The sequence below is a fragment of the Chloroflexaceae bacterium genome, from assembly GCA_025057155.1.
Lineage (GTDB): Bacteria > Chloroflexota > Chloroflexia > Chloroflexales > Chloroflexaceae > JACAEO01.
In genome coordinates this window covers 40,030-60,683 of sequence record JANWYD010000012.1, presented here as the reverse complement: position 1 = coordinate 60,683, position 20,654 = coordinate 40,030, and the positions used below count along the sequence as shown (strand labels likewise).

The window sequence follows — 20,654 nt, the reverse complement described above, 5'->3', positions numbered from 1 at the left end:
GCGCCTGGGAGCAACGGTTTGACAGACTGGCGCGACTGATTGCTGATCATGGCGTGCGTTCGAGAACGAAAACGGCATAATCACAGATACCGCTCCGCATCGGATAGGCCCGTTCGATGGCGAAGCGCGGGCCGAAGACGACCCGATATTCGGCCTCCGAGCGGATATGCTCGCCCCGATCAAGGGCGTGCATAAGGTGACCGGCGAGGTTCTCGCCCTCGGGGGGCGGGGTGTCTTCCATCACCAGAGCGATCGCGCCAGGGCGCAGGACGCGCGCCAGTTCATCCATCGCGGCGCGAGCGGTGGCGTCGGGCAGATGGTGAAGCACGCCGAGCACCAGCGCCGCATCGAAGCTGGCGTCGGCGAATGCCAGGGCCTCGCCCGCGCTGACGACATAGCTGCCCGGACGCCGCCGGGCGGCGAAGCGAAGGTAGCCGGGCGCGATATCAACTCCGATATAGCGCCCGGGCGGAAACTCCGTGGCGAAGATGCCGGTGCCGCAACCTAGATCGAGAAAACGGCGCCGGTCGCCGTGCCAGGGGCGCAGTTCGCGGGCGATCACCAGGCGTTCGCCCTCAAAGCCAGCTTCCACCGTCCAGCGCAGCGCGTCCCACATCCGCGGGCTGGCGCTGAGGCGGTCGAGAGCTTCCTGCAAGAGGGTCGCTGGCGCGCCGAGGGACATCAGGGCACCTCCACAGGCTGGGGGTGTGATGCGACAGCCTTCGGGCGCGGAGTGAAGGGCTTGGCGTTTCGGGCCAGGACGATCACCGAAAGGCCAAACGGGAAGTTCCTGCCAGCGGCAATCCAGGCGGCTTCGAGGGCCATAATACTATGAAGCGCCTCATTGATCGGCGCGGCGGGCAGGGCCATGGCCGATGCATCGCCCCGGTCGGGAGTAAAGCGCTCGAGCAGCCGCGTGGCCAGCGAGAGGGGAAAGAGCAGGGTTAGCCCGTAGGTGCAGCGCTCGACCGCAAAGCCAGCGTCGGTGAGCATGGCACGCACCTCGCTGGCAGTGTAGCGGCGGCGCGTGTGCACCTGCCGGTCGTGACGCGAGCGCAGCCAGTTGTATGCCGGCAGGCGCAGCAGCAGCCGGGCGCCGGGACGCAGCACGCGCCGGAACTCACGCAGCGCCATGGCCTCGTCAGGCACGCCCTGGTGGTAGAGCACATCGTAGCAGGTAACCAGATCAAAGCTGTCGTCTGCAAATGGGAGGGCCAGCACCGACGCTCGCCCGACGCGCCCGGGCATGCGCTGACTGGCCCAGGCCGTCGCTTCGGGACTGTAGTCTATGCCGATCACCTGGCCGTAACGTTCGAGAAACAACCCGTCGCCGCCGGCGCCGCAGCCAGCATCAAGGAGGCGCAGACCGGGCCACCTGGTGTAGTGCGGGTCAAGCAGGACCGCACTGATAGCGCGCATTCCCCGGTGCCACCAGTGGCGCAACTCGACCGAGGCCAGGGTTGTGTATTCGCTCGTTTCCATTGTTCGAGTGTAGACACGATTGCGCTGTGCAGCCGTTGGCGTGCCGGCTGGGGGGAGATGCGGAGGTTATAGCTCTCCGCGCTCCTCCGGGATGTTTTCTGAGAGGACTCTGTCCTTGCAGGCCCTCGCACCGGTGAGGGCAGGTTAGTGCGACTATACCAGATAGGGCGTACCAGCGCAACTCGCGGCCCTCAGGCGATCACATTGCGAAGCACCCCGAGGGCGGTGGCCTCCAGTTCCACTACATCGTCGGGTTCCAGCCAGGGGCCATAGCCGCCGCCGCTCTCCAGGAGCGTACCGCCGCCGACGGGGCCGCTGGCGATCACATCGCCGGGAAAGAGGGTCACACCACGGCTGGCGTGGGCGATCAGTTGGGCGAAACTGTAGAACTGGTTCCCGCTCGCCGCGCGGCAGCGTTCGATGCCATTGACGCGCCCGATCAGCACCAGGTTCAGGCGCCCATCGTCGTCGGCATACAGTTCAAGTTCATCGGGGGTGACGAGCCAGGGGCCGAGCGAGGTGGCAAAATCGCGCGACTTGGCGGGGCCGAGGCCAAGGGCGCGTTCATTCTCTTCAGCGTCGCGGTCCACCCAGGTATTCGCCAGGGTATAGCCGGCAATCACCGTCAGGGCCTCTTCGGGGAGCAGGTCACGCGCCTGCCGGCCGATGACGCAGGCCAGGCCGAGGCCATAATCAAGCATCGCGCCCCGAGGCATCGGCACCGCCTCATCGGGGCCAAAAATGGCGCCGTGGTTGGCGAATGCAAACATCGGGCCGCGGTACCACGTGTCGGGCAGACCGGCGCCGCGAATGGTTCGCACGGCGATGGCGTGCTCCTCGAAGCTCTCGTAGACCCGCAGGCTGGTCGGGCGAGTCAGCGGCGCCAGGAGGCGCACCTGGCTGACTGGCAGCAGCAAGGCCGCCCCGCCGATCGAGAGGCTGCCGGCCAGGCCAGCGGACTCTACGCCGTGCCAGTCTTCCTCTGAGGTTGCCGTCTGGCCGCCGAGCAGGTGTGTCACGGCGGCCAGAATGTCAGCGGCGCTCTCGAGGTTGACCTCGTTCTGGTCGGCGCGGAGAAGACTGGCCATATCCCAGCGCAGGCCCTCGGCCTCCTCGATCACCAGGGGGGCGGCGACCGCCAGGTCAACCACCGTATCGCCAAGGAGGGCGCCGGCGCGCGGCGCGCCATCGGGTGGAACGAAGGAAACCAGTCGCATAGCAGTCCTTCTGTAATGGTGCAATCCTCAGACTTGCACCACCAGGCCCTCCAGGTGGATACAGGCTTAGAGGTTCCCTCGCCGGGCCTGTTCACGCTCGATGGCCTCGAAGAGCGCCTTGAAGTTGCCTTTGCCAAATCCACGGCTGCCTTTTCGCTGGATGATCTCGATAAAGAGCGTCGGCCGGTCCTGCACTGGCTGGCTGAAGATCTGGAGCAGGTAGCCCTCGTCGTCGCGGTCAACCAGAATATTCCGCTCCTGGAGAGCCCGGCGGCTCTCATCAATCGCGCCCACGCGGCGTTCGAGGTCGTCGTAGTAAGCCGCTGGAACGGTGAGAAAGGAGATGCCTGCGGCGCGGAGCGCGTCCACCGTGGCGCAGATGTCGCTGGTTGCCAGGGCGATGTGTTGCACTCCGGGGCCGCCGTGGTACTCGAGATATTCGGCAATCTGGCTTTTCTTGCGACCTTCGGCCGGTTCGTTGATCGGAAACTTGATCTTGCCGCTGCCGTTCTGCATCACCTTGGACATGAGCGCGGAGTATTCGGTGGCGATGTCGCGATCGTCGAAGTGCACCAGTTGCTTGAAGCCAAGCACGTCGCGGTAGAAGGCCACCCAGCGATCCATCGCCCCGGCTTCAACATTGCCAACAATATGGTCAATGGCGAAGATGCCGGTGTCGGGCACAGGCTCCTGGCGCTCGATGCGCCGGAAACCCGGCATGAACAGCCCTTCATAGCCCTCACGTTCAATAAAACTATGAACGGTATCGCCGTAGGCGGCGATGGTGGCTTTGACTACCCGCCCGCCAGCATCCTCGAAGCTGGTCGGCGCCTGAACGCCGATGGCGCCGTTACGCAGCGCGGCGGCATAGGCCGCGGCAGCATTGCGCACGCGCAGCGCGATGTCTTTGACCCCGTCTCCGTGACGGGCCAGGTAGGCGCCGATAGGGTGATCAGGCAGCAGCGGCGCGGTAAGCACGAAGCGCACATCGCGGCGTTGCAGCACGTAGCTGGCCCGGTCGCGCAGGCCGGTTTCGAGGCCGGCATAGGCCACCGGGACAAGACCGAGGGTGGTGCGGTAGAAGTGCGCGGCCTGGCGCGCGTTGCTGACGTACAGTTCGACATAATCTATCCCCAGAAAGTCAAGCGCGTCCTGCGCGGAGTGCATGAGTTGTGTCCTTAATTATCGTAGCGTATCCGGCGACTTCTCGAACGGAAAGCTCCTGCAGGCTGCTCCCTTCCAGACCCTCCCCGCATGACGGGTGACCAGACTCGCTGGAGTCGCGATACGAGCGACGTTTGTGCCAGCGCCATCGGGACGGAAGGGCGGCGCTCTCTGTCCCAGGGTATCATACCGAGCGTTGATGGGGGTGTCAAAGCCGCCGGGCCATGCAGAGACGGCCCGCCGGGCCGTATCTGCTCTGCGCCGCCCTGGTGATTGCCAATACGTCATAGCTGTGAGATCTGGTAATCTTCGTGATTACGAATGATTTGCCGCAACGGGAAAGTGTAAGCCCTTGCCCCACTAACGCTCCTTAATAATCAGACAATCTTCCGAGCCGCGGAGGGTCCCGTGGATAACCAGTTCAGCATGGGTATGCCCGCTATGGTGGCGTTGCTCCTCAACGAAGGCGCGCAGTTGTGGCTCGAAGGCGCGCTGAGCGCCGCGAAGGCGCATCTGGAGCGAGCATTTGAAGTTGCCGAAAAGATCGGCTGTGCCGCCGGGCGTCTCGGCGCAATGCAACTGCTCGCTGGTCTGGCGTTTGCGCGCGGTGATCTGGAGGAGAGTTACGAACTGCACAGCGCCGTTCTCAGCGAGTGCCGCGCCCTGCGACTGGACGTTGGTGTGGCGTCGTCGCTGCACAATCTGGGCCTGGTCGCGGCCTGCCGGGGCGACTTTGAAACGGCCCGCAGCATGATCATTGCTGCAATCAACGTTTATAACGTCATCGGGCGCCGTGACGCAGCGGCGGCGGCGCGGGCCAATCTGCGGCGATTGGCGGGAGCCTGAACGCAGGCCCTGGACGCGAGGGGCTGGGAGGTCCGCTCCTCCCAGACCCTCGCTTTTTGTTGTGCGGCGAACCCGGATCGGCGCCTGGTGTGAACGTGCCGGTTGGAGAGTCCCGGGCAACCGTGCACGCCCCATACCCTCTGCCTGTCGTCTGGGGTCCAACGGCTCCGACTACCTGTACAGGCGCGCCCGGACTGCGTATACTGTGAGGTAGAGTCACAGATAACCCCCTGCGCTGAAGGGTATGCCTGTGTCATCGGATACTTCATCTGCCCCCATATCATCTCTAGCCAGCGGAGCGGCATCGGTCGAGGCTTTGCGCCAGGCCCTGGCCGCCGAACGGCGCGCGCGCCAGGTGGCCGAGGTGCTCCATGCGTCGCATATCGCCCTCTCCCGCAGCCTCGATCCGCAGGTCGTCACGACGACCCTCCTGGCGCACATGGCCCAGCTCGTGCCTTACGACAGCGCCTGTGTTATGCTGCTGGAGAGCGATGAGATGCTGCGCGTTCGCGCCACCCGCGGATACGAGGCGTTCACCGATCCGGCGCTGGTGGAAGGATTGAGCATTAATCCGGTAGAGGATCCGCTCTTCCAACAGTTAATCGCCCGCCGGCGCAGTTTTGTCGTGCTTGACACGGCGCGCACGGCCAGTTGGCGCACGCGGCCCGGTCTTGAACATGTTCGCAACTGGTTTGCCGTGCCCCTGGTCGCCGGTAAGGAGGTGATCGGGTTCTTCTGCGCCGATAAGACGGTTCCGGCCTTCTTTACTCCCGAGCACGTCAACACGGCGGAATTGCTCGCCATTCCCGCGGCCATTGCTCTCCAGAACGCGCGACTCTTCGCCCAGGTGCAGGCTGGCCAGGCGCGCCTCCAGGCCCTCTCCGAACGCCTGGTGGAGGTGCAGGAAGCCGAACGGGCGCACCTGGCTCGCGAGTTGCACGACGAGATTGGCCAGATGCTTACCGGCCTGAGCCTGGCCCTGACAGTTGGCCCCCGCACTAGTCCTGAGACGCTGCGCGAACGCATGGTCCAGGCGCAGCGCCAGGTGAACCAGTTGACCGCCCAGGTGCGCGCCCTCTCCTTGAATCTCCGCCCGGCTATGCTCGATGATCTCGGCCTGCTCCCCGCCCTGTTCTGGTTCACGCGACGGTACACCGACCAGACAGGAATCCAGGTGCAGTTGCAGCACGCCGGTCTCGACCGGCCCATTCCGCAGTCAGTGGCCAATACGGCCTACCGTGTGTTGCAGGAGGCTCTGACCAATGTGGCGCGTCACGCCGGGGTGGACCATGCCCGCGCCCAGGTCTGGGCCACCGATGATATGCTGGCGGTGCAGGTGGTGGACGAGGGCCGCGGGTTCGAGATCAATGAACTCTCTGCCAGCGACTCGCTCGGCCTGGCGGGTATGGCCGAACGTGTGCGGCTGGCTGGAGGCACGCTGACCATCGAAACGGCCCCGAATGCCGGAACGCGCATTCTTGCCGAACTGCCGTTGCCGGCCTGGAAGGAAAGCGACCGATGCGACCACTGACGATCGTACTGGCCGACGATCACCATGTTGTACGCAGCGGCCTGCGGGTCTTGCTGGAGAACGAGATGAATTGTACAGTGGTTGGCGAGGCCGGCAATGGTCCCGAAGCGCTGGCCATGGTTGAGCGGCTCCAGCCCGACCTGCTGATCGCCGACCTGATTATGCCAGGGTTGAGCGGCCTGGAGGTGGCGCGCCAGACCCGGGTCGTTTCCCCCAACACCCGGATTGTCATCCTCTCCATGCACGCCGATGAGTCGTATGTGCGCGAGGCCCTGCGCGCCGGCGTTACTGCCTACGTGCTCAAAGAAACGCTCTCGACGGAGTTCCTCTACGCCATCCAGCAGGCGGCCCAGGGACGCCGCTACCTGAGCCCGCCGCTCTCCGACCGCGCGATTGACGCCTACGCCAGCCAGACTGCGGAGACCAACCTGGATCTCTACGAGACTCTTACCGCCCGTGAGCGCGAGATCCTCTACCTGGCGGCCCAGGGCCTTACCAGCGCCGAAATCGCCGAGCATCTGATGATCGGCGTGCGGACGGTGGATACCCACCGGGCGAGCATGATGCGCAAACTGGGTCTACATACCCCTCTGGATCTGATTCGCTATGCCGTGCGGCGCGGGATTGTCACCCTGGACGGGTGACGCGCCGTGGCGTTCCCGCGAGGTCGCGCCATGTGATGCTGAGGATTGGTGCGCGCACCCTCCAGGCTCGCCGGTAAGGCTTGTCGTTCTCTTCCCAGACCAGGAGCCTCCGCAAACCTACAGGTTGCCGTTCAGTACAGCTACGTATTGCTTTTTCAGTGATCAGCGGTTATCCTTTGAAGCAAAGCCGGAGGGTCGGCAACGGCGCCGACCCTCCGGCTGCTTTTGGTCAGGGAACGTGCTGTGTTGGAGAGTTAGCCGCTCCCGGTAGGCGACGGCCCGACCAGGGTCGGTGTAGGCGTCGCGCCGGGCACCTCGCAGCCCCACTGGCTCACGCGCTCGCGATCGTCGCGCTTGCGCACCTCCACCAGGTACTGCCCCGGCCGCTCGGCGCCGATCACCAGGTCAATGCTGAAGCTCCCGTCGGCCCGGCTAAAGCCGCCACCCACGGGTCGCCCGTTGAAGTAGACCAGCAGCGCGGTGCTGGGCGGCCCCGAGCCTGCCAGCGTGATGGTTTCGCCGGGAATGCACGTCAGGACCTCGACCCCTGGGGGCAGGGGGCTGGTCGGGGTCGGCGTGGGGCCGGTCGGGGCCGGAGGGCGCGTGCGCGTAGGAGCCGCAGTAGCGGTAAGCGTTGGTGTCTGCGGGCGGGTTGTCGGGGTCTGCGCGGTGCCGGTCGGAGTGGCGGTGAAGGTGCTCGTGGCCGTAGGCGTTGCCTGAGGCTGGACGGTCTGCGTCTGCTGGACCTGGGCGGTCTGCGTCTGGGCAGGATAGGAGGTGTCTTGCTGGTTTTCAACGCAGGTGCTCGCCCCGGGATACGGGCAATTCGTATTCTGAGCGATTGAGACAGGTGCTGTTGCGGGCAGTGCGCCGACAAGCAGGGCCAGGGTTAACCCTGTGAACACAACCACCAGACTGAGCGGCAGGGCGATGCTACGATGTGGCATAGGCTTAGAAGGCTTCGCGTCCGACGCACGCGGAACGTATTCCGTCAGGCGCCGGAAGCGCGGTCAAGCAGTTCCTGAAAGACGTTGAACGGCTGCGCCCCGACGATGCGCCGCTCACCGATGACAAAGACCGGACGGGAGCGGATGCCCTCGGACACGGCAGCCTCATAATCGGCCCGAACGGCGGCCTCGTGAGTTCCGGCGGCGAGACAGGCCCGTAATGCCTCTACGTCAACGCCGGCTTCCACGGCGGCGGCGGCGACGCCGGCCTGCGTCTCGGTATACAGTTGATTGTAGCGCCGATAGATGGCCTGACGCATATCCCAGAAGCGCCCCTGGTCGGCAGCGCACTCGGCGGCTTCCGCCAGGAGTTCGGAGCGCTCGCCCAGTTGCAGCAAATGGCGATAGATCAGACGCGCCTTGCCAGGTTGTACATACTCATCAACGATGCGTGGCTCGGTCTCCAGCACGTGGAGCGCGCAGGCCGTTCAGAGAAAGTCGGAATACATCACGAGGGCGACCGGCGATTCGGGATCGCCGAGTTGATGGTAGCCCTCGGCAGTGCGCGAGCGAGGTACGCCGGGGTAGACCTCATCAGGTGCGCTGACCGGCGCGCCGGGCGTCACAGTAGATGCCGCACGCGACGGTGAGGCTGTGGGCAGAGGCGTAGTAGTCGCTGCGACCATCGGCGGCGCCGGGGCTGTCGGGTCGCGGACCGCCTGGCCGCCGCAGGCGGCCAGCCAGATGAACATTGTCGCGACAATACCGGCGATTGCGTAACGCCGCGTCAAGAGAGTCCCCCGTCCCATGATAGACGCCTCGACCACTGTACCACATGTGCGCAACCACTACAAGGCAGAAGGCGAGCGGTTAAGCGTTGTGCGCCGCCTCCCCGACTGTATGTGTTTAGATCTGCCGCAGAGCGCGCAGAAGACGTGAAGAATGAGCTTTTTGAGGCTCCCTGCACCCTCCGCGCCCTCGGCGGTGCGAACGTGTCCGGGAGATGCGAACGCTATCCCCCGGACACCGTCTTTGCGACCAGGTGTTCTGTCAGGTATAATGGCAAAATCGGGTACTGGAGGTCGAGGCATGGCTTCACTGTCTCTGTATCGCAAATGGCGCTCCCAGACGTTCGCCGAACTCGTCGGCCAGGAGCATGTGGTGCGGACGCTGCGCAATGCCATTGTCGAGGAGCGCGTGGCCCATGCCTACCTGTTCACCGGGCCGCGGGGAGTAGGCAAGACGAGTGTGGCCCGCCTGCTGGCCAAGGCGGTGAATTGTCTGGCCGCCGAACGTGCAGCCCGGCCCTGCGGCCAGTGTGAGATGTGCCTGGAGATTGCCGAGGGCCGCGCGGTGGATGTGATCGAAATGGACGCCGCCTCGAATACCAGCGTCGAGGATGCCCGCACCCTGATCAGCGGCGTGATGACGCGGCCAACCCGCGGGCGCTACCGCGTCTACATCATTGACGAGGCGCACATGCTTTCCACCGCCGCCTTCAACGCCCTGCTCAAGACCCTGGAAGAGCCTCCCGAGCACGCCATCTTCGTCCTGGCGACCACCGAGGTGCACAAGGTTCCGGCCACCATTCTGTCGCGCTGCCAGCGTTTCACCTTTACGCGCCACGGCGTCGCCAGCACTGCCGCGCACCTGCGCCGTGTCGCCGCGTCCGAAGGGTTGGAACTGGAGCCGGGGGCGGCGGAGGCCATCGCCCGCGCCGCCACAGGCAGCCTGCGCGATGCTCTGGGGGTGCTGGAACAACTGGCCTCCTATACCAGCGGCCGCATCAGTGTGGCCCAGGTGCAGAGCCTGCTGGGAATGACCTCGTCCGCCGAGGTGGCCGCGCTGATCGAGGCGCTCCTCGATGGCGACGCGGCGGCGGCGCTGCGGGCGGTTAACGCCGTAGCCGATCAGGGCGCCGATCTACGCCAGTTCACCCGCGACCTGGTGGAGCGCCTGCGCTCGCTGCTGCTGCTGCTGGCCGCCGGCGACCATGCGCTCGCCGATATCGGCGATGATGAGCGTGAGATGATGACGGCCTGGGCGCGACGAGCCGAGACCGGGCGCCTGCTGCACTGGGTGAAGCTGTTCAGCGCCCTGGATCACCAGTTGCGCGCCACGCCCTACGGCCAGTTGCCGCTCGAACTGGCGGTTGTCGAGGCGCTGCTGGAGCAGCCCGCGCAGCCCCTCGCCCCCGCGCGGCGTCCTGAAGCCTCCGGCGCGCGGGTCCCGCCGAGCCAGGCCGCCGCACCCGCGCGCCGCGCCCCCGCTCCGGTCCAGACCGAGGCCCCCGCTCCTCGTCTGGACTCTTCACCTACGACGCTTCCGACCGCCCCGGCGCCCCCTCCAGAGGAGGCTGCGCCGCCGATGAGCTTCTCGTCGCCGCCGGGCGGCTCCGAGCCTGCCTTGGCAGCAGAGGCCGCCCCGGCCAGCTCTGATGATCGGATAAGTCGTCCCGTTCCCGCCGCGCCGGTGGCCCGTTCGCCCGAGGCGGCGGCGGCCGCCAACGCCGACTTCTCGCTGCTCGAACTGGTGGAGGCCCACTGGGAGGAGATCAAGCGCGATGTGCGGCCCCGCAGCCCGACGGTGCAGGCGCTGCTCCACAGCGTGCGCCCGATTGATGTGGAGGGCAACACGGTGGTGCTGCTGGCCGCCTCGCCCTTCCACAAGGAGAATCTGGAGAAGGCGCAGAACCGCCGCATCGTCGAGGAGGTCATCCAGCGGCGCCTGGGCGTCACGGTGGCGCTGCGCTGCACTATCGAGGCCCGCGCCGAGTCGCGCGATCTGCGCAGCCAGATCCGCGAAGCGCGCAAAGACGAACTCGTCCGTGCGGCGATGAATATCTTCGAGGCCCATATTGTGGATATTGAACCGCCGGAGTAAGGCGATTTTGGATTTTGGATTTCGGATTTTGGATGTAGGTATGGGGGTTTTTTGCTGGTTCTGGCGGCATCAGGCGGCGCAGCCGCTCCCATCCCCCGGTGGAGGCGGATTTTGCACTAGCCCTGGAGAAAGCGCAGCTTTCCTTTGCGCCAACACTGGCTGTGTGGTAAGCTAGCAGCGAGTATTCCCCCTTTGCAAGGGCGCGCGCCGCGCGCATCAAACTAAGGAGCATCCATGAACCCGCGCCAGCTACAGCAGATGGCCCAGCAGATGCAGCGCCAGATGCAGAAGATCCAGGAGGAACTGGCCGCCGCGACGGTTGAAGGAACGGCCGGCGGAGGCGCCATTACGGTGCAGATGAATGGCCATCGCGAGGTGCAGAGTATTACCATCTCTCCCGAAGTGGTGGACCCCGACGATGTCGAGATGTTGCAGGATCTGCTGCTGGCCGCCATCCACGACGCGACGAAGAAGGCCCAGGATCTCGCCGAACAGCGTATGGGGCCGCTCATGGGCGGGATAAAAGGCATGCCCGGTCTGTTTTGACGTCCTGACGCCCTCCGGGCCGCCAGACCGCCTGCGAGGCCCTGGCGCGTTGTTTTCTGGTTGCCAGCGGCAACCTTTGCTGTTATGACCTTTTCGCGCAGTGAAAGCCTGATTGCCGGGCCAGTGGCGCGGCTCATCGAAGAGTTCAGCAAGCTGCCGGGCATTGGACCGAAGACGGCCTCAAGGCTGACCTTCTATCTCTTGCGCGCCGAGGAAGAACAGGCGCGCGCCCTCGCGCAGGCCCTCCTCGATCTGCGTGAGCGTGTCACCCTCTGTACCCGGTGTTACAACATCACTGTCGGCGAACTGTGCCCTGTCTGCGCCGATCCTGCCCGTGATCAGACCAAGATCTGCGTGGTGGAAGAGCCGCTTGATGTGCTGGCCATCGAGCGCACCGGCGTGTATCGCGGGTTGTACCACGTGCTTCACGGCCATCTGGCGCCTCTTGAAGGCGTCTACCGCGAGAACCTCAAGATTGATGAGTTGCTTGCCCGCGTGCGCGCCGAACCGGTGGACGAGGTGATCCTGGCTACCAATCCCAACACCGAGGGCGAAGCGACCGCATTTTTGCTCCTGCGTGACCTGGCGCCGCTGGGAGTGCGTGTGACGCGCCTCTCCCGCGGCTTGCCAACGGGCGGCGATCTGGAATGGGCCGACCCTGACACCCTTGGAGCGGCGCTGGAAGGACGCCGCGAGTTGTAGAGCTGGAAGGAGCTTCGCCCAATGAGCCTGACGACGATCCTCAATAACACCCTCGATCTGGTAAACCAGGCGAAGTTCGCGGGTGTGGTCGGCACCGATGGGCTGGGCATTGAGATGGTCTTTGTGGACGAGGCCGCGGCCTACGATCTGGAACTCGCGGAGATCGAACTGTCCAGTCTGGCCGCGCTGGCCACCTCTGCCTCGGGCCGCATGGGCGCCGGTCTGGCGCGCGCGCTGACTCTGGAAACCGATGCCTTTACCTTCCTGGCCCTGCTGATTACTCCCGATTACTTCGCCGTCCTCGGCCTCCCCGCCGGCGCCGATGCGGCCCACGCCCGCAGCGTGCTGGAGCAGATGGTTGAGCGCATGCGCGCGGAGTTGTAGTTGTAGGGCGTATCCAGGATTCTTTGCTTAGGCTATGCTGCTTTGCGCCGCAAACGCTGTGCGGATTTGAACTGGTCGCCTTCGGACCAGTGAGACGCTGCTGCCGGCGTTCCCAGCGCCAGCCCGCTTTCAAGATCTCCTTAATAACGACTGTTCCTCAGAGAGACAGATCCAGATCTACACCGGATGCGCCTCTTTGATGACATATTTAGTGCATGCGTTGAGGATATCGAGTTTGAACTCAAGGGACATGCCTCTGTCGAGTGGTCAAGTTTTCTGCTCAATCCTCGTCGCTTGCGAGGCAGTGATTTTCTTATGCGGTGGTCACAAGGTTTATGGAGTGAAGAACGTATCGTTCAGGCAGTCAATGAAACCAATGATTTCTTTGCAATACGATATGGTCCCAGCGGGACCGCGCCGGATAATGATGTCAGGGAGTTCGAACTCTATTTTGAGCGTTTAGAAAAGGCCGGACTAGGTGAAATAAAGCGCCCGGACCTGTTAGTTTTCAACAAAGCAGACCAACGATTCATCGAGAAAGTGGTTGAGCATCTTGGCGGCGTTTCTGAGTTGCCTTTTACTACGGAAGACGGCAAGGATATGCAAATGTTATTGCAGAAAGCTATTGTTGCAGTAGAATGCGAGAATAGCCTCTGGAAGGCGAAGCTCATGCCGGATTATGGAGCTGATTTGAAGCCGCAAAAAAGATTAGGCGGTAAAAAAGGCTTGAGAAAGAATGCAGTTCTGCCTACGATTATCTTGAAAGAAGAGGACCGTAAACAGTTACAGATCTGGCAAGATACGAATAATGTCCCTGTTCACATTTGGCATGTGTTCTACGATATGGCATTTGGAATTGCTTTCGATGAAGGTCAAAGATTAATAGAGGAAGGTTATATCCAGCCGGTAGAACAGACTTTTCAAGCTCCTGGAGGCGCAATAACTAGAAAGATGATTTATAAATTTTATTACCACTATGGTTATCAGGTCAGTGATGCTCATGATGAGCCAAATCTTATCGCCAAATATATCATAGATAAAAACGGTCATATATTGCCATACATTCACTTCGAGGGTGGGGCAATGTCTTTAACCCAAGAAGCGCTGCATATTCTAAGGGAGTTGGCGAATGCAAAAGATTAACTACTATAAAATTCCTTCGTCAGGTGCGGCTAGAGAATTGCTGCGCCAGAAAGGGCAGTTCTGGACGCCCGATTGGGTTGCTGAAGCGATGGTTGAATATGTGCTCGCTGACCAGAGCCGCACATTGTTTGATCCTGCTGTGGGAGCAGGAGCCTTCTTTCGGGCGGCAAAAGCCATCGAAAAAGAAAAACAATTATCTGTCATCCTGATGGGAATGGATATTGATCCGATGGCGCTACATCAGGCGATAGAGCAGGGATTAAGTCATAATGACCTTAGAGGTGTTAGGATTGGTGATTTTATTTTTCATCCCCCCCTTGAGAAGTTGTCTGCTATAGTGGCTAATCCTCCTTACATTCGGCATCATCGCCTGTCAAATGAAACCAAAGAGTCTCTTAAGCAGTTGAGTTTGAGAACTCTGGGTAAAATCTTGGACGGTCGTGCCGGTTTGCATGTATATTTCTTGATTCGCGCTTTGACTTTGCTTAATGAAGACGGTCGTTTGGCTTTTATTATGCCTGCTGACACTTGCGAAGGTAAATTTGCATATGATCTATGGCGTTGGATTTTATCAAGTTATGCTCTGGATGCCGTTCTCACCTTCTCTCCGGATGCTTCTCCTTTTCCAAGTGTGGACACGAATCCGATCGTATTCTTTATTCGCAATGCGCCGCCTAAAAAAAGTTGTTTTTGGGCAAAGTGCTACGAGCCTCGGCCTGATATTCTGAAAACGTGGGTTCGTTCGGGGTTTGCAATTCAGCCTTTCGACGGTTTGAGCGTAACTCAACGCGAACTTTCTGAGGCTTTGACTACAGGTCTATCACGACCACCAGTAACAGGGAGTGTAAGCAAGTATGTTCTTGGCGATTTCGCGCAGATAATCCGCGGAGTCGCGACTGGAGCTAATGATTTCTTTTTTATGACCGCTGAACAGGTCCGACGTACTCGTATCCCGGTTCATTACTTCGTAAGAGCGATTGGACGCACAAGAGATGTGCCCGGTAGTGAAATTATTCAGGAAACCTTGGACTCACTTGAAGCTAAAGGGAGACCCACCTATCTGCTTTCCCTGGATGCCGAGTCCTTAGAGGAGTATCCTGACAGTTTAAGGGATTATCTGCGAAAAGGCGAGGCTCTTGGATTGCCACAAAAACCGCTCATCTCTCAGCGGAAGCCCTGGTATAAAATGGAGTCACGGATCCCTCCGCCTTTCTTATTTGCATATCTAGGACGTCGAAATTTGAGATTTATCCGTAATACGGCAAAGGTTGTCCCTCTGACAAGCTTTCTGTGCGTCTATCCTAAAATAAATACAGATGAGTATATGGATCATCTTTGGCGGATTTTGAATCATAGTGATGTGGTTGCCAATCTCGCAATGATCGGAAAGTCGTATGGTGATGGCGCCGTGAAAGTCGAACCGCGCGCTCTAGAAAAGTTGCCGATCCCTGAATATCTGATTGAACGTTCAGTATTGCAACTGCAAATGCGCTTATTTGAAAGCGAATCCTGTTACAAGATTTGAACTCTGTTTGTTGAATGACAAGCCCTTCGCTGTCTCAACAAACTCGACAAACGGCTTTACCTCTACTTTGTCACTTTGCCCCTGGCGTGGACTGCAGGTCCCCGAAGATCTTCCCTTCCTGGTGCAGTGCGCCATCGCCGCGCTGCATTGAAACACGTGGGGAAGCCTGGTTTCCCCACGCCCCTCTCCGAGGAGAGGGCGGATGGGCGCTACACCCCCGTCGCCCCCTGGATCCACGCCATCGCCTTATCGGCGAGACGGTCGAGGGCCTGCACCGACAGGGCGATGTGCTCTTCGCGAGTGTCTTCGATCTTGTTGTGCGAAATGCCTCCCAGGCTCTGCACGAAGAGCATCACAGTGGGGATGCCCGCCCGGGCCACCTCAGCCGCGTCGTGCAGGGGGCCGCTCGGCAGGCGATGCGCCGCGCCGGCCACTTCGCGGATCGCCGCTTCGCCCATGGCGATCAGGTCGGGGTGGAAGGGAATGGGATCGATCCTCCAGATCGGCGCCCAGGCCACCGTGCAGCCCTCCTCGGCGGCGAAGCGCCCCGCCGCCTCCCGGGCCTCCTGGAGCATTGCCGCCAGCGCCGCCGCGTCCATATGGCGCTGATCCAGCGTGACGGTGCACTCTCCCACCACTGCCGTCACAATCCCCGGGCGGGTAATGCAGCTTCCGATGGTGCAGACCCCCCCGTGCCCCGCGGCGATCGCGCGGATCTCCAGGCCCAGTTTCGCCGCGGCGGCGAAGGCGTCGCGGCGCCGGTTCATTGGCGTTGAGCCAGCGTGGGCCGCCTGGCCGGTGAAGGTAATGCGATGGCGCTCCACGCCGAAGGTGCCAATCACCACGCCCAGGGGCAGGCCCAGATCCTCAAGCACTGGCCCCTGCTCGATGTGCAGTTCCAGGTAGGCTGCGGCATTGGCCTGCTGGCGCCGGGCGGCCAGCATGCCTTCCAGGTTCACGCCGTGGGCGGCCAGGGCCTCGGGCAACAGAACGCCATCGCGGTCGCGCAGATCGGCGACGCTCGCAGGGTCGAGCGTGCCCGAGAAGGCGCTGGAGCCGAGCAGGCTGCGCCCGAAACGGGCCCCCTCTTCGTCGGCCCAGTCTACCAGGCGCAGCGTTACCGGCGGCGTGCCTTCGGCGGCGACCCGGCGCAGCACTTCGAGGCCGGCGAGCACGTTCAGGCAGCCGTCGAGCCAGCCGCCGTTCGGCACCGAGTCCAGATGGCCGCCGATCAGCAGGGCCCGTTCCGAGGCGCCCGGCAGGGTGGCCCAGAGGTTGCCGGCCTCGTCGGTCTCAACGCGCACCGGCAGGTCGGCCAGTTTCCCGCGGTACCAGTCCCGCGCCGCCGCCCAGGTGTCGGTCCAGGCCACCCGTTGCGCGCCATCGGCGTTGCCCGTCAGGGCCCGCAACTCTTTCAGTTCGGCGATGGTGCGGGCCGGGTTGAGGGTTGAGGTTGTCATGGCCATGCCCTTTGATGGTGCTGCGACGAGACTTCGTCTTGGTGGAGGTGTGGAGGTGTAGAGGTGTGGAGTTGTAGAGCAACGGCAAGGCTGGTCGCACGCTGCTTGTCTGCTCCACCTCCCCGCCTCCACGGATTGGTTACGTGAACGTATGGAGCAACGGTCAGACTGAAACGCCCAGGTCTGAAACGCACCTCACACGCTGAACGGCGCACGATGCACGAAGCGCCCCGTGCCGGCCTCGCCGGTCCAGGCGTCGCCCTCGACGATCACCCGGCCCCGCGAGAGCACCACCCGTGGCGCGCCGGTGACCTCCCAGCCTTCGTAGAGCGTATAGTCGGTGCGCTGGTGCAGGGTGGCGGCGCTGAGGGTGCGTCGGGCCTCCGGGTCCCACACTACAATATCGGCGTCAGCGCCGGGAGTGAGGGTGCCCTTGCGGGGGTAGCAGCCGAAGAGCCTGGCGGGGTTGGTGCAGCACAGTTCCACCCAGCGGTTGAGGGAGATGCGGCCCGCGCGCACGCCGTAGGTGTAGAGGAGCATCATCCGCTCCTCGATGCCCGGGCAGCCGTTAGGGATCTTGGCGAAGCTCTCGCGACCCAGTTCCTTGCCGGCAGGGCGCCCCTCAATGCCCCCCTGGAACCAGAATGGGCAGTGGTCGGTGGAGACCACCTGGAGCGAATTGTCGGCCACCCCCTGCCAGAGGGCCTCCTGGTCGTGAGGCGAGCGGAAAGGCGGCGAGCAGACCCACTTGGCCCCCTCGAAGCCCTCGCGCGCCAGGTCGTCTTTGGTGAAGAAGAAGTACTGGGTGCAGGTCTCAGCGAAGATCTGCCCCGCCCTGCCTCGCGCGCGGGCCAGGCGCACCGCTTCCAGCGCCCCGGCGTTGGTCAGGTGCACCACGTAGAGCGGCGCGCCGGCCACTTCGGCCAGACGCACGGCGCGAGCAGTAGCCTCAGCTTCAAGCTCAGGGGGGCGCGTCAGGGCGTGGTACTTCGGGGCAAGCTGCCCGGCGGCCACTGCCTCGCGAATGAGCACGTCAATCGCGTCGCCATTCTCGGCGTGGACCATGATCAGCAGGCGGTGCCGCGCCGCCTGCTGCATGGCGCGGAAGAGGGTCATATCGTCAACCTGCAGCGCGCCCTTGTAGGCCATGAAGAGCTTCATGCTCGTGGCCCCGTACTCAACGCAGCGGGGCATCTCCTCGAGCACGCTGTCGGGCAGATCGGTGATGGCTACGTGGAAGCCATAGTCAATCACCGCCTTGCCCTCGGCTTTGGCGTGCCACAGGTCGAGCGTTTCGCGCAGGGTGGCGCCGCGAGGCTGGATGGCGAAGTCAATGTGCATGGTGGTGCCGCCAAACGCGGCTGCGCGCTGGCCGGTGAAGAAATCGTCCGACGAGACTGTGCCTCCGAAGGGCATATCCAGGTGCGTATGCACATCAATGCCGCCGGGAATGACGTAGGCGCCGCTGGCGTCAATCACCGTGTTTCCGCTCAAACCCTGGCCCACGGCGACGATCTGCTCGCCTTCGATCAAGACATCGGCAGCGAAGGTGTCGCTGGCCGTGACGATGGTTCCACCTTTGATCAGCGTTGACACGGGTTAGCTCCTTTGATAATTCGATGATGTTCTGGGGGGGGTGAGCCCTCCCAACCCCGGCGCGCAACCCGGAGGGTTGCACTACCGTGCCGACTCGCCCCCTTCCTGACCCTCCCCCAGTGGGGGAGGGAACCATGAGCCTCCCCCCAGCGGGGGGAGGCTGGGAGGGGGGCCCTGCCGTGAGCGGCGTCTCGAAGGTATTGACTCTACGCGCAGAACTCCGGCGTCAGACGCGCGTACTGCTCCAGACATCCCTCCTCATCGCCGGACATGAGATAGATATTAAACTGATTGACGCCAATTGCCGCCAGTTCCTCCAGACGCTGGCGGTGTTCCTCCAGCGGGCCGACGATACAGAACCGGTCCACCACCTCATCGCTCACAAAGGCGGCGTTGGACGAGCCTACCTCGGCGTGCTGGCGGTAGTCGTAGCCCGCGCGGTTCTGGACGTAGGCGGTCAGCGCCGGAGGCAGTTCGGCGGGATCGTAGCGTGACAGCAGATCGACCACGTGGTTGGACACGAGGGCGGGGAACCAGCGCACCCGGTCACGGGCCAGGGCCAGATCGTCGGAAACCCATACGGGCGCCGCGGCCATCACCTTGATTGAAGCAGGATCGCGCCCGGCAGCGCGGGCGCCTTCGTGGACGAAGGTCAGGCACCAGCGGATCAGGTCGGGATCGGCGAACTGCAGGATCACCCCGTCGGCGATGCGGCCGGTGAGGCGCAGGGCCTTCGGGCCATAGGCCGCCACCCAGACCGGCAGTTGATAGGCCGGATTGGCCCACGTCAGGCGCACCGGCGCGCCCTCGTGTTCGACCTCGACGCCGGTCGCCAGAGCCTGGATCTTGCGGGTGGCGATCTCCAGGTGTTCCAGGGTGGCGGGCTTTTTGCCGAGGACGCGGCGGGAACTATCGCCGCGCCCGATGCCAAGATCCATGCGCCCGCCGGAGATCAGGTTGAGGGTCGCCAGAGCGCTGGCAGTCACGGTGACATCGCGCACCGCGGGATTGGTGACACAGGTGCCCAGGCGCATGCGCTCGGTGTTGGCGGCCATGAGCGTGAGCAGCGGATAGGGTTCCTGCCAGAGCACGTGGGAGTCGAAGACCCAGCCGTAGCTAAAGCCGGCCGCCTCGGCCTGGCGGGTCAGGGCCACGCTGCGAGCCGGCGGCATATCCAGTTTCAGGGTGATGGCAAAATCCATAAAGCACCTTTCACGACCTTTTCAGGCGCCCACGGCGTCGCCTGCCGGTGGCGGTATGGGGGAACCCGGTTCCCCCATACCGGGATCTTGGCTACTACTGCACCGGAACCAGGCCAAGGCATTGGCGCAGCCAATGCTTCGGCCCTACTTCGTTGCCATTTCCCAGATTTCGTGAGTATATGCCGACTCATCGGCAGGTTGCTTAATTACCCCGAACTGCAGGGCGGTATCCGCCGCAAATTTGAACAGCGATGGCTCCAGGTAGCCGATCTTCGTGTTCGGATCAATCGGATCGCCCCAGATCAGCTTATTGACCTCGTTCATCTGCCAGGTCTGGGCCTCTCTGGTCATCACGCCGCCGCTATCCTGCTTCAGCACGATGTCAACGCAGCTCTCGGGATTATCGCGGCAGTAAGCCCAACCCTTGAACGAGGCCCGCAGGAAGCGGGCGGCGATGTCCTTGTGCTGCGGATCGGCATTAAGCCAGTCCTCGGTCACGAAGATGCCATCTTCGGGCATAGCGGTGCCTTCAGCGTTGTAATCGAGGATGTTCAATTCTTCGATGGTGTGGCCTGCGCTGAGCACCTGGTACAGCTCGTTGTAGGTCATCGCCGCGGCCGAGTCAACCTCGCGGTTGAGCAGCAGGTTCATATCAAACGGCTGTTGCACCAGGGTCAGATCGGTATCCTTATTAATATTATACTTGCTGAGGGTTGCCAGCAGGTTGTACTCGTTCCCCCCGAACCAGACCGCCACCTTGCGCCCCTTGAGGTCGGCGGGCGAAGTGATGTTGCTGTCCTTCCAGGAGAGCTGGCGCATCCCGGCGCGAGTGAAGACCTGGGCGATGTTGATCAGCGGGACGCCCTGCTCACGAGTGGCGAGCAGGCTGGCCATCCAGTTGATGCCGAACTCGGCCTGGCCGGCGGCGACCACCTGCTCCGGCACAATGTCAGGACCGCCGGGCAGAATGGTCACATCGAGTCCCTCTTCGGCGTAGAAGCCCTGGTCGAGGGCGGCGTAGTAGCCGGCAAACTGGGCCTGTGTCACCCACTTCAACTGTAGCCGCACGGGAACGAGGGCAGCCGGGGCGGTGGTGGGCGCGGCGGGGGCGGCAGTGGGCGCGGTGGCGGGGGCCTGGCCGCAGGCGCTCAGCAAGGCGCCGATCAGCAGCAGGGCGGCGATCCATCCGAAGCGTCTGAACATCTGCACGGTCATCCTCCTTAGTCAACCATCCCGAACACGAACGATCAACCCTTGCCCCGTTGCCGGCGGGCGGCGCTGCCCGGCTGCGATGGAAAAGATTTTCCCGGCAGGGCTTTGCCCTCCCGAACCCTTCTGCGCGGCGGGGGTGTCGGGAGAAAAGAGAACGCCTGGCGTCAGAT

Annotated in this window: 20 protein-coding genes; 9 read left to right on the top strand and 11 right to left on the bottom strand. The window is 63.0% G+C overall.

The features are described from left to right. Nucleotides 1–46: 46 nt before the first annotated feature. The 4 genes from NZU74_12540 to hppD all read right to left on the bottom strand — a co-directional run bounded on the left by NZU74_12540 (nucleotide 47) and on the right by hppD (nucleotide 3,866). Nucleotides 47–682, bottom strand: a complete 636-nt coding sequence (locus tag NZU74_12540) for a class I SAM-dependent methyltransferase (GenBank protein MCS6882153.1) — start codon at nucleotides 680–682, stop codon at nucleotides 47–49. Beyond that, on the bottom strand, nucleotides 682–1,482 hold the full coding sequence (locus NZU74_12535) for a class I SAM-dependent methyltransferase (protein MCS6882152.1): 801 nt from the start codon (nucleotides 1,480–1,482) through the stop codon (nucleotides 682–684). The genes NZU74_12540 and NZU74_12535 overlap by 1 nt, the downstream gene beginning before the upstream one ends. Before the next feature lie 191 nt (nucleotides 1,483–1,673). Beyond that, on the bottom strand, nucleotides 1,674–2,699 hold the full coding sequence (locus NZU74_12530) for a fumarylacetoacetate hydrolase family protein (protein ID MCS6882151.1): 1,026 nt from the start codon (nucleotides 2,697–2,699) through the stop codon (nucleotides 1,674–1,676). Between the two features lie 66 nt (nucleotides 2,700–2,765). After that, entirely contained in the window at nucleotides 2,766–3,866 is a 1,101-nt protein-coding gene (gene hppD, locus NZU74_12525; protein MCS6882150.1) for a 4-hydroxyphenylpyruvate dioxygenase, read from the bottom strand. A 405-nt stretch (nucleotides 3,867–4,271) separates the two neighbouring features. Here hppD and NZU74_12520 point away from each other — a divergent pair, with 405 nt between their 5' ends. The 3 genes from NZU74_12520 (at nucleotide 4,272) to NZU74_12510 (ending at nucleotide 6,884) form a co-directional block, all read left to right on the top strand. After that, nucleotides 4,272–4,709, top strand: coding sequence for a tetratricopeptide repeat protein (locus NZU74_12520; protein ID MCS6882149.1), 438 nt, complete (start codon nucleotides 4,272–4,274; stop codon nucleotides 4,707–4,709). A gap of 244 nt (nucleotides 4,710–4,953) precedes the next feature. Then, nucleotides 4,954–6,240 (top strand): GAF domain-containing sensor histidine kinase, encoded by a 1,287-nt coding sequence (locus tag NZU74_12515; GenBank protein ID MCS6882148.1) that lies wholly within the window; start codon nucleotides 4,954–4,956, stop codon nucleotides 6,238–6,240. Beyond that, entirely contained in the window at nucleotides 6,228–6,884 is a 657-nt protein-coding gene (locus NZU74_12510; protein ID MCS6882147.1) for a response regulator transcription factor, read from the top strand. The genes NZU74_12515 and NZU74_12510 overlap by 13 nt, the downstream gene beginning before the upstream one ends. A gap of 254 nt (nucleotides 6,885–7,138) precedes the next feature. Here the strand turns inward: NZU74_12510 and NZU74_12505 are convergent, their stop codons facing one another. From NZU74_12505 to NZU74_12495, 3 genes are read right to left on the bottom strand one after another with little or no spacing between them, the layout of a single operon-like run. Further along, a complete protein-coding gene (locus tag NZU74_12505) occupies nucleotides 7,139–7,831 on the bottom strand; it encodes a hypothetical protein (protein MCS6882146.1) in 693 nt (230 codons plus the stop codon). Nucleotides 7,832–7,875: 44 nt separating this feature from the next. Then, nucleotides 7,876–8,301, bottom strand: a complete 426-nt coding sequence (locus NZU74_12500; GenBank protein ID MCS6882145.1) for a DsbA family protein — start codon at nucleotides 8,299–8,301, stop codon at nucleotides 7,876–7,878. 18 nt (nucleotides 8,302–8,319) lie between these two features. Further along, nucleotides 8,320–8,640: a hypothetical protein gene (locus NZU74_12495; protein MCS6882144.1), complete on the bottom strand. Its 321-nt coding sequence runs from the start codon at nucleotides 8,638–8,640 to the stop codon at nucleotides 8,320–8,322. 280 nt (nucleotides 8,641–8,920) lie between these two features. Here NZU74_12495 and dnaX point away from each other — a divergent pair, with 280 nt between their 5' ends. The 6 genes from dnaX (at nucleotide 8,921) to NZU74_12465 (ending at nucleotide 15,014) form a co-directional block, all read left to right on the top strand. Further along, a complete protein-coding gene (dnaX, locus tag NZU74_12490; protein ID MCS6882143.1) occupies nucleotides 8,921–10,714 on the top strand; it encodes a DNA polymerase III subunit gamma/tau in 1,794 nt (597 codons plus the stop codon). 234 nt (nucleotides 10,715–10,948) lie between these two features. After that, nucleotides 10,949–11,260, top strand: a complete 312-nt coding sequence (locus NZU74_12485; protein ID MCS6882142.1) for a YbaB/EbfC family nucleoid-associated protein — start codon at nucleotides 10,949–10,951, stop codon at nucleotides 11,258–11,260. Nucleotides 11,261–11,344: 84 nt separating this feature from the next. Further along, the gene (gene recR, locus NZU74_12480) at nucleotides 11,345–11,962 is read left to right on the top strand and encodes a recombination mediator RecR (protein MCS6882141.1); all 618 of its coding nucleotides are present in this window, start codon (nucleotides 11,345–11,347) and stop codon (nucleotides 11,960–11,962) included. Nucleotides 11,963–11,983: 21 nt separating this feature from the next. After that, on the top strand, nucleotides 11,984–12,346 hold the full coding sequence (locus NZU74_12475) for a hypothetical protein (GenBank protein MCS6882140.1): 363 nt from the start codon (nucleotides 11,984–11,986) through the stop codon (nucleotides 12,344–12,346). A gap of 186 nt (nucleotides 12,347–12,532) precedes the next feature. Further along, on the top strand, nucleotides 12,533–13,489 hold the full coding sequence (locus NZU74_12470) for an AccI family restriction endonuclease (protein ID MCS6882139.1): 957 nt from the start codon (nucleotides 12,533–12,535) through the stop codon (nucleotides 13,487–13,489). Continuing rightward, nucleotides 13,476–15,014, top strand: a complete 1,539-nt coding sequence (locus NZU74_12465; protein MCS6882138.1) for an N-6 DNA methylase — start codon at nucleotides 13,476–13,478, stop codon at nucleotides 15,012–15,014. The genes NZU74_12470 and NZU74_12465 overlap by 14 nt, the downstream gene beginning before the upstream one ends. Nucleotides 15,015–15,223: 209 nt before the next feature. Here the strand turns inward: NZU74_12465 and NZU74_12460 are convergent, their stop codons facing one another. The 4 genes from NZU74_12460 to NZU74_12445 all read right to left on the bottom strand — a co-directional run bounded on the left by NZU74_12460 (nucleotide 15,224) and on the right by NZU74_12445 (nucleotide 20,475). Continuing rightward, entirely contained in the window at nucleotides 15,224–16,474 is a 1,251-nt protein-coding gene (locus NZU74_12460) for a Zn-dependent hydrolase (protein MCS6882137.1), read from the bottom strand. Nucleotides 16,475–16,669: 195 nt separating this feature from the next. Beyond that, nucleotides 16,670–18,070, bottom strand: a complete 1,401-nt coding sequence (hydA, locus tag NZU74_12455) for a dihydropyrimidinase (GenBank protein MCS6882136.1) — start codon at nucleotides 18,068–18,070, stop codon at nucleotides 16,670–16,672. Between the two features lie 206 nt (nucleotides 18,071–18,276). After that, nucleotides 18,277–19,272 (bottom strand): TIGR03842 family LLM class F420-dependent oxidoreductase, encoded by a 996-nt coding sequence (locus NZU74_12450; protein ID MCS6882135.1) that lies wholly within the window; start codon nucleotides 19,270–19,272, stop codon nucleotides 18,277–18,279. Nucleotides 19,273–19,416: 144 nt separating this feature from the next. Next, nucleotides 19,417–20,475 carry an ABC transporter substrate-binding protein gene (locus NZU74_12445; protein MCS6882134.1) on the bottom strand — a complete coding sequence of 353 codons (1,059 nt, stop codon included), beginning with the start codon at nucleotides 20,473–20,475 and terminating at the stop codon, nucleotides 19,417–19,419. Nucleotides 20,476–20,654 lie beyond the last annotated feature (179 nt).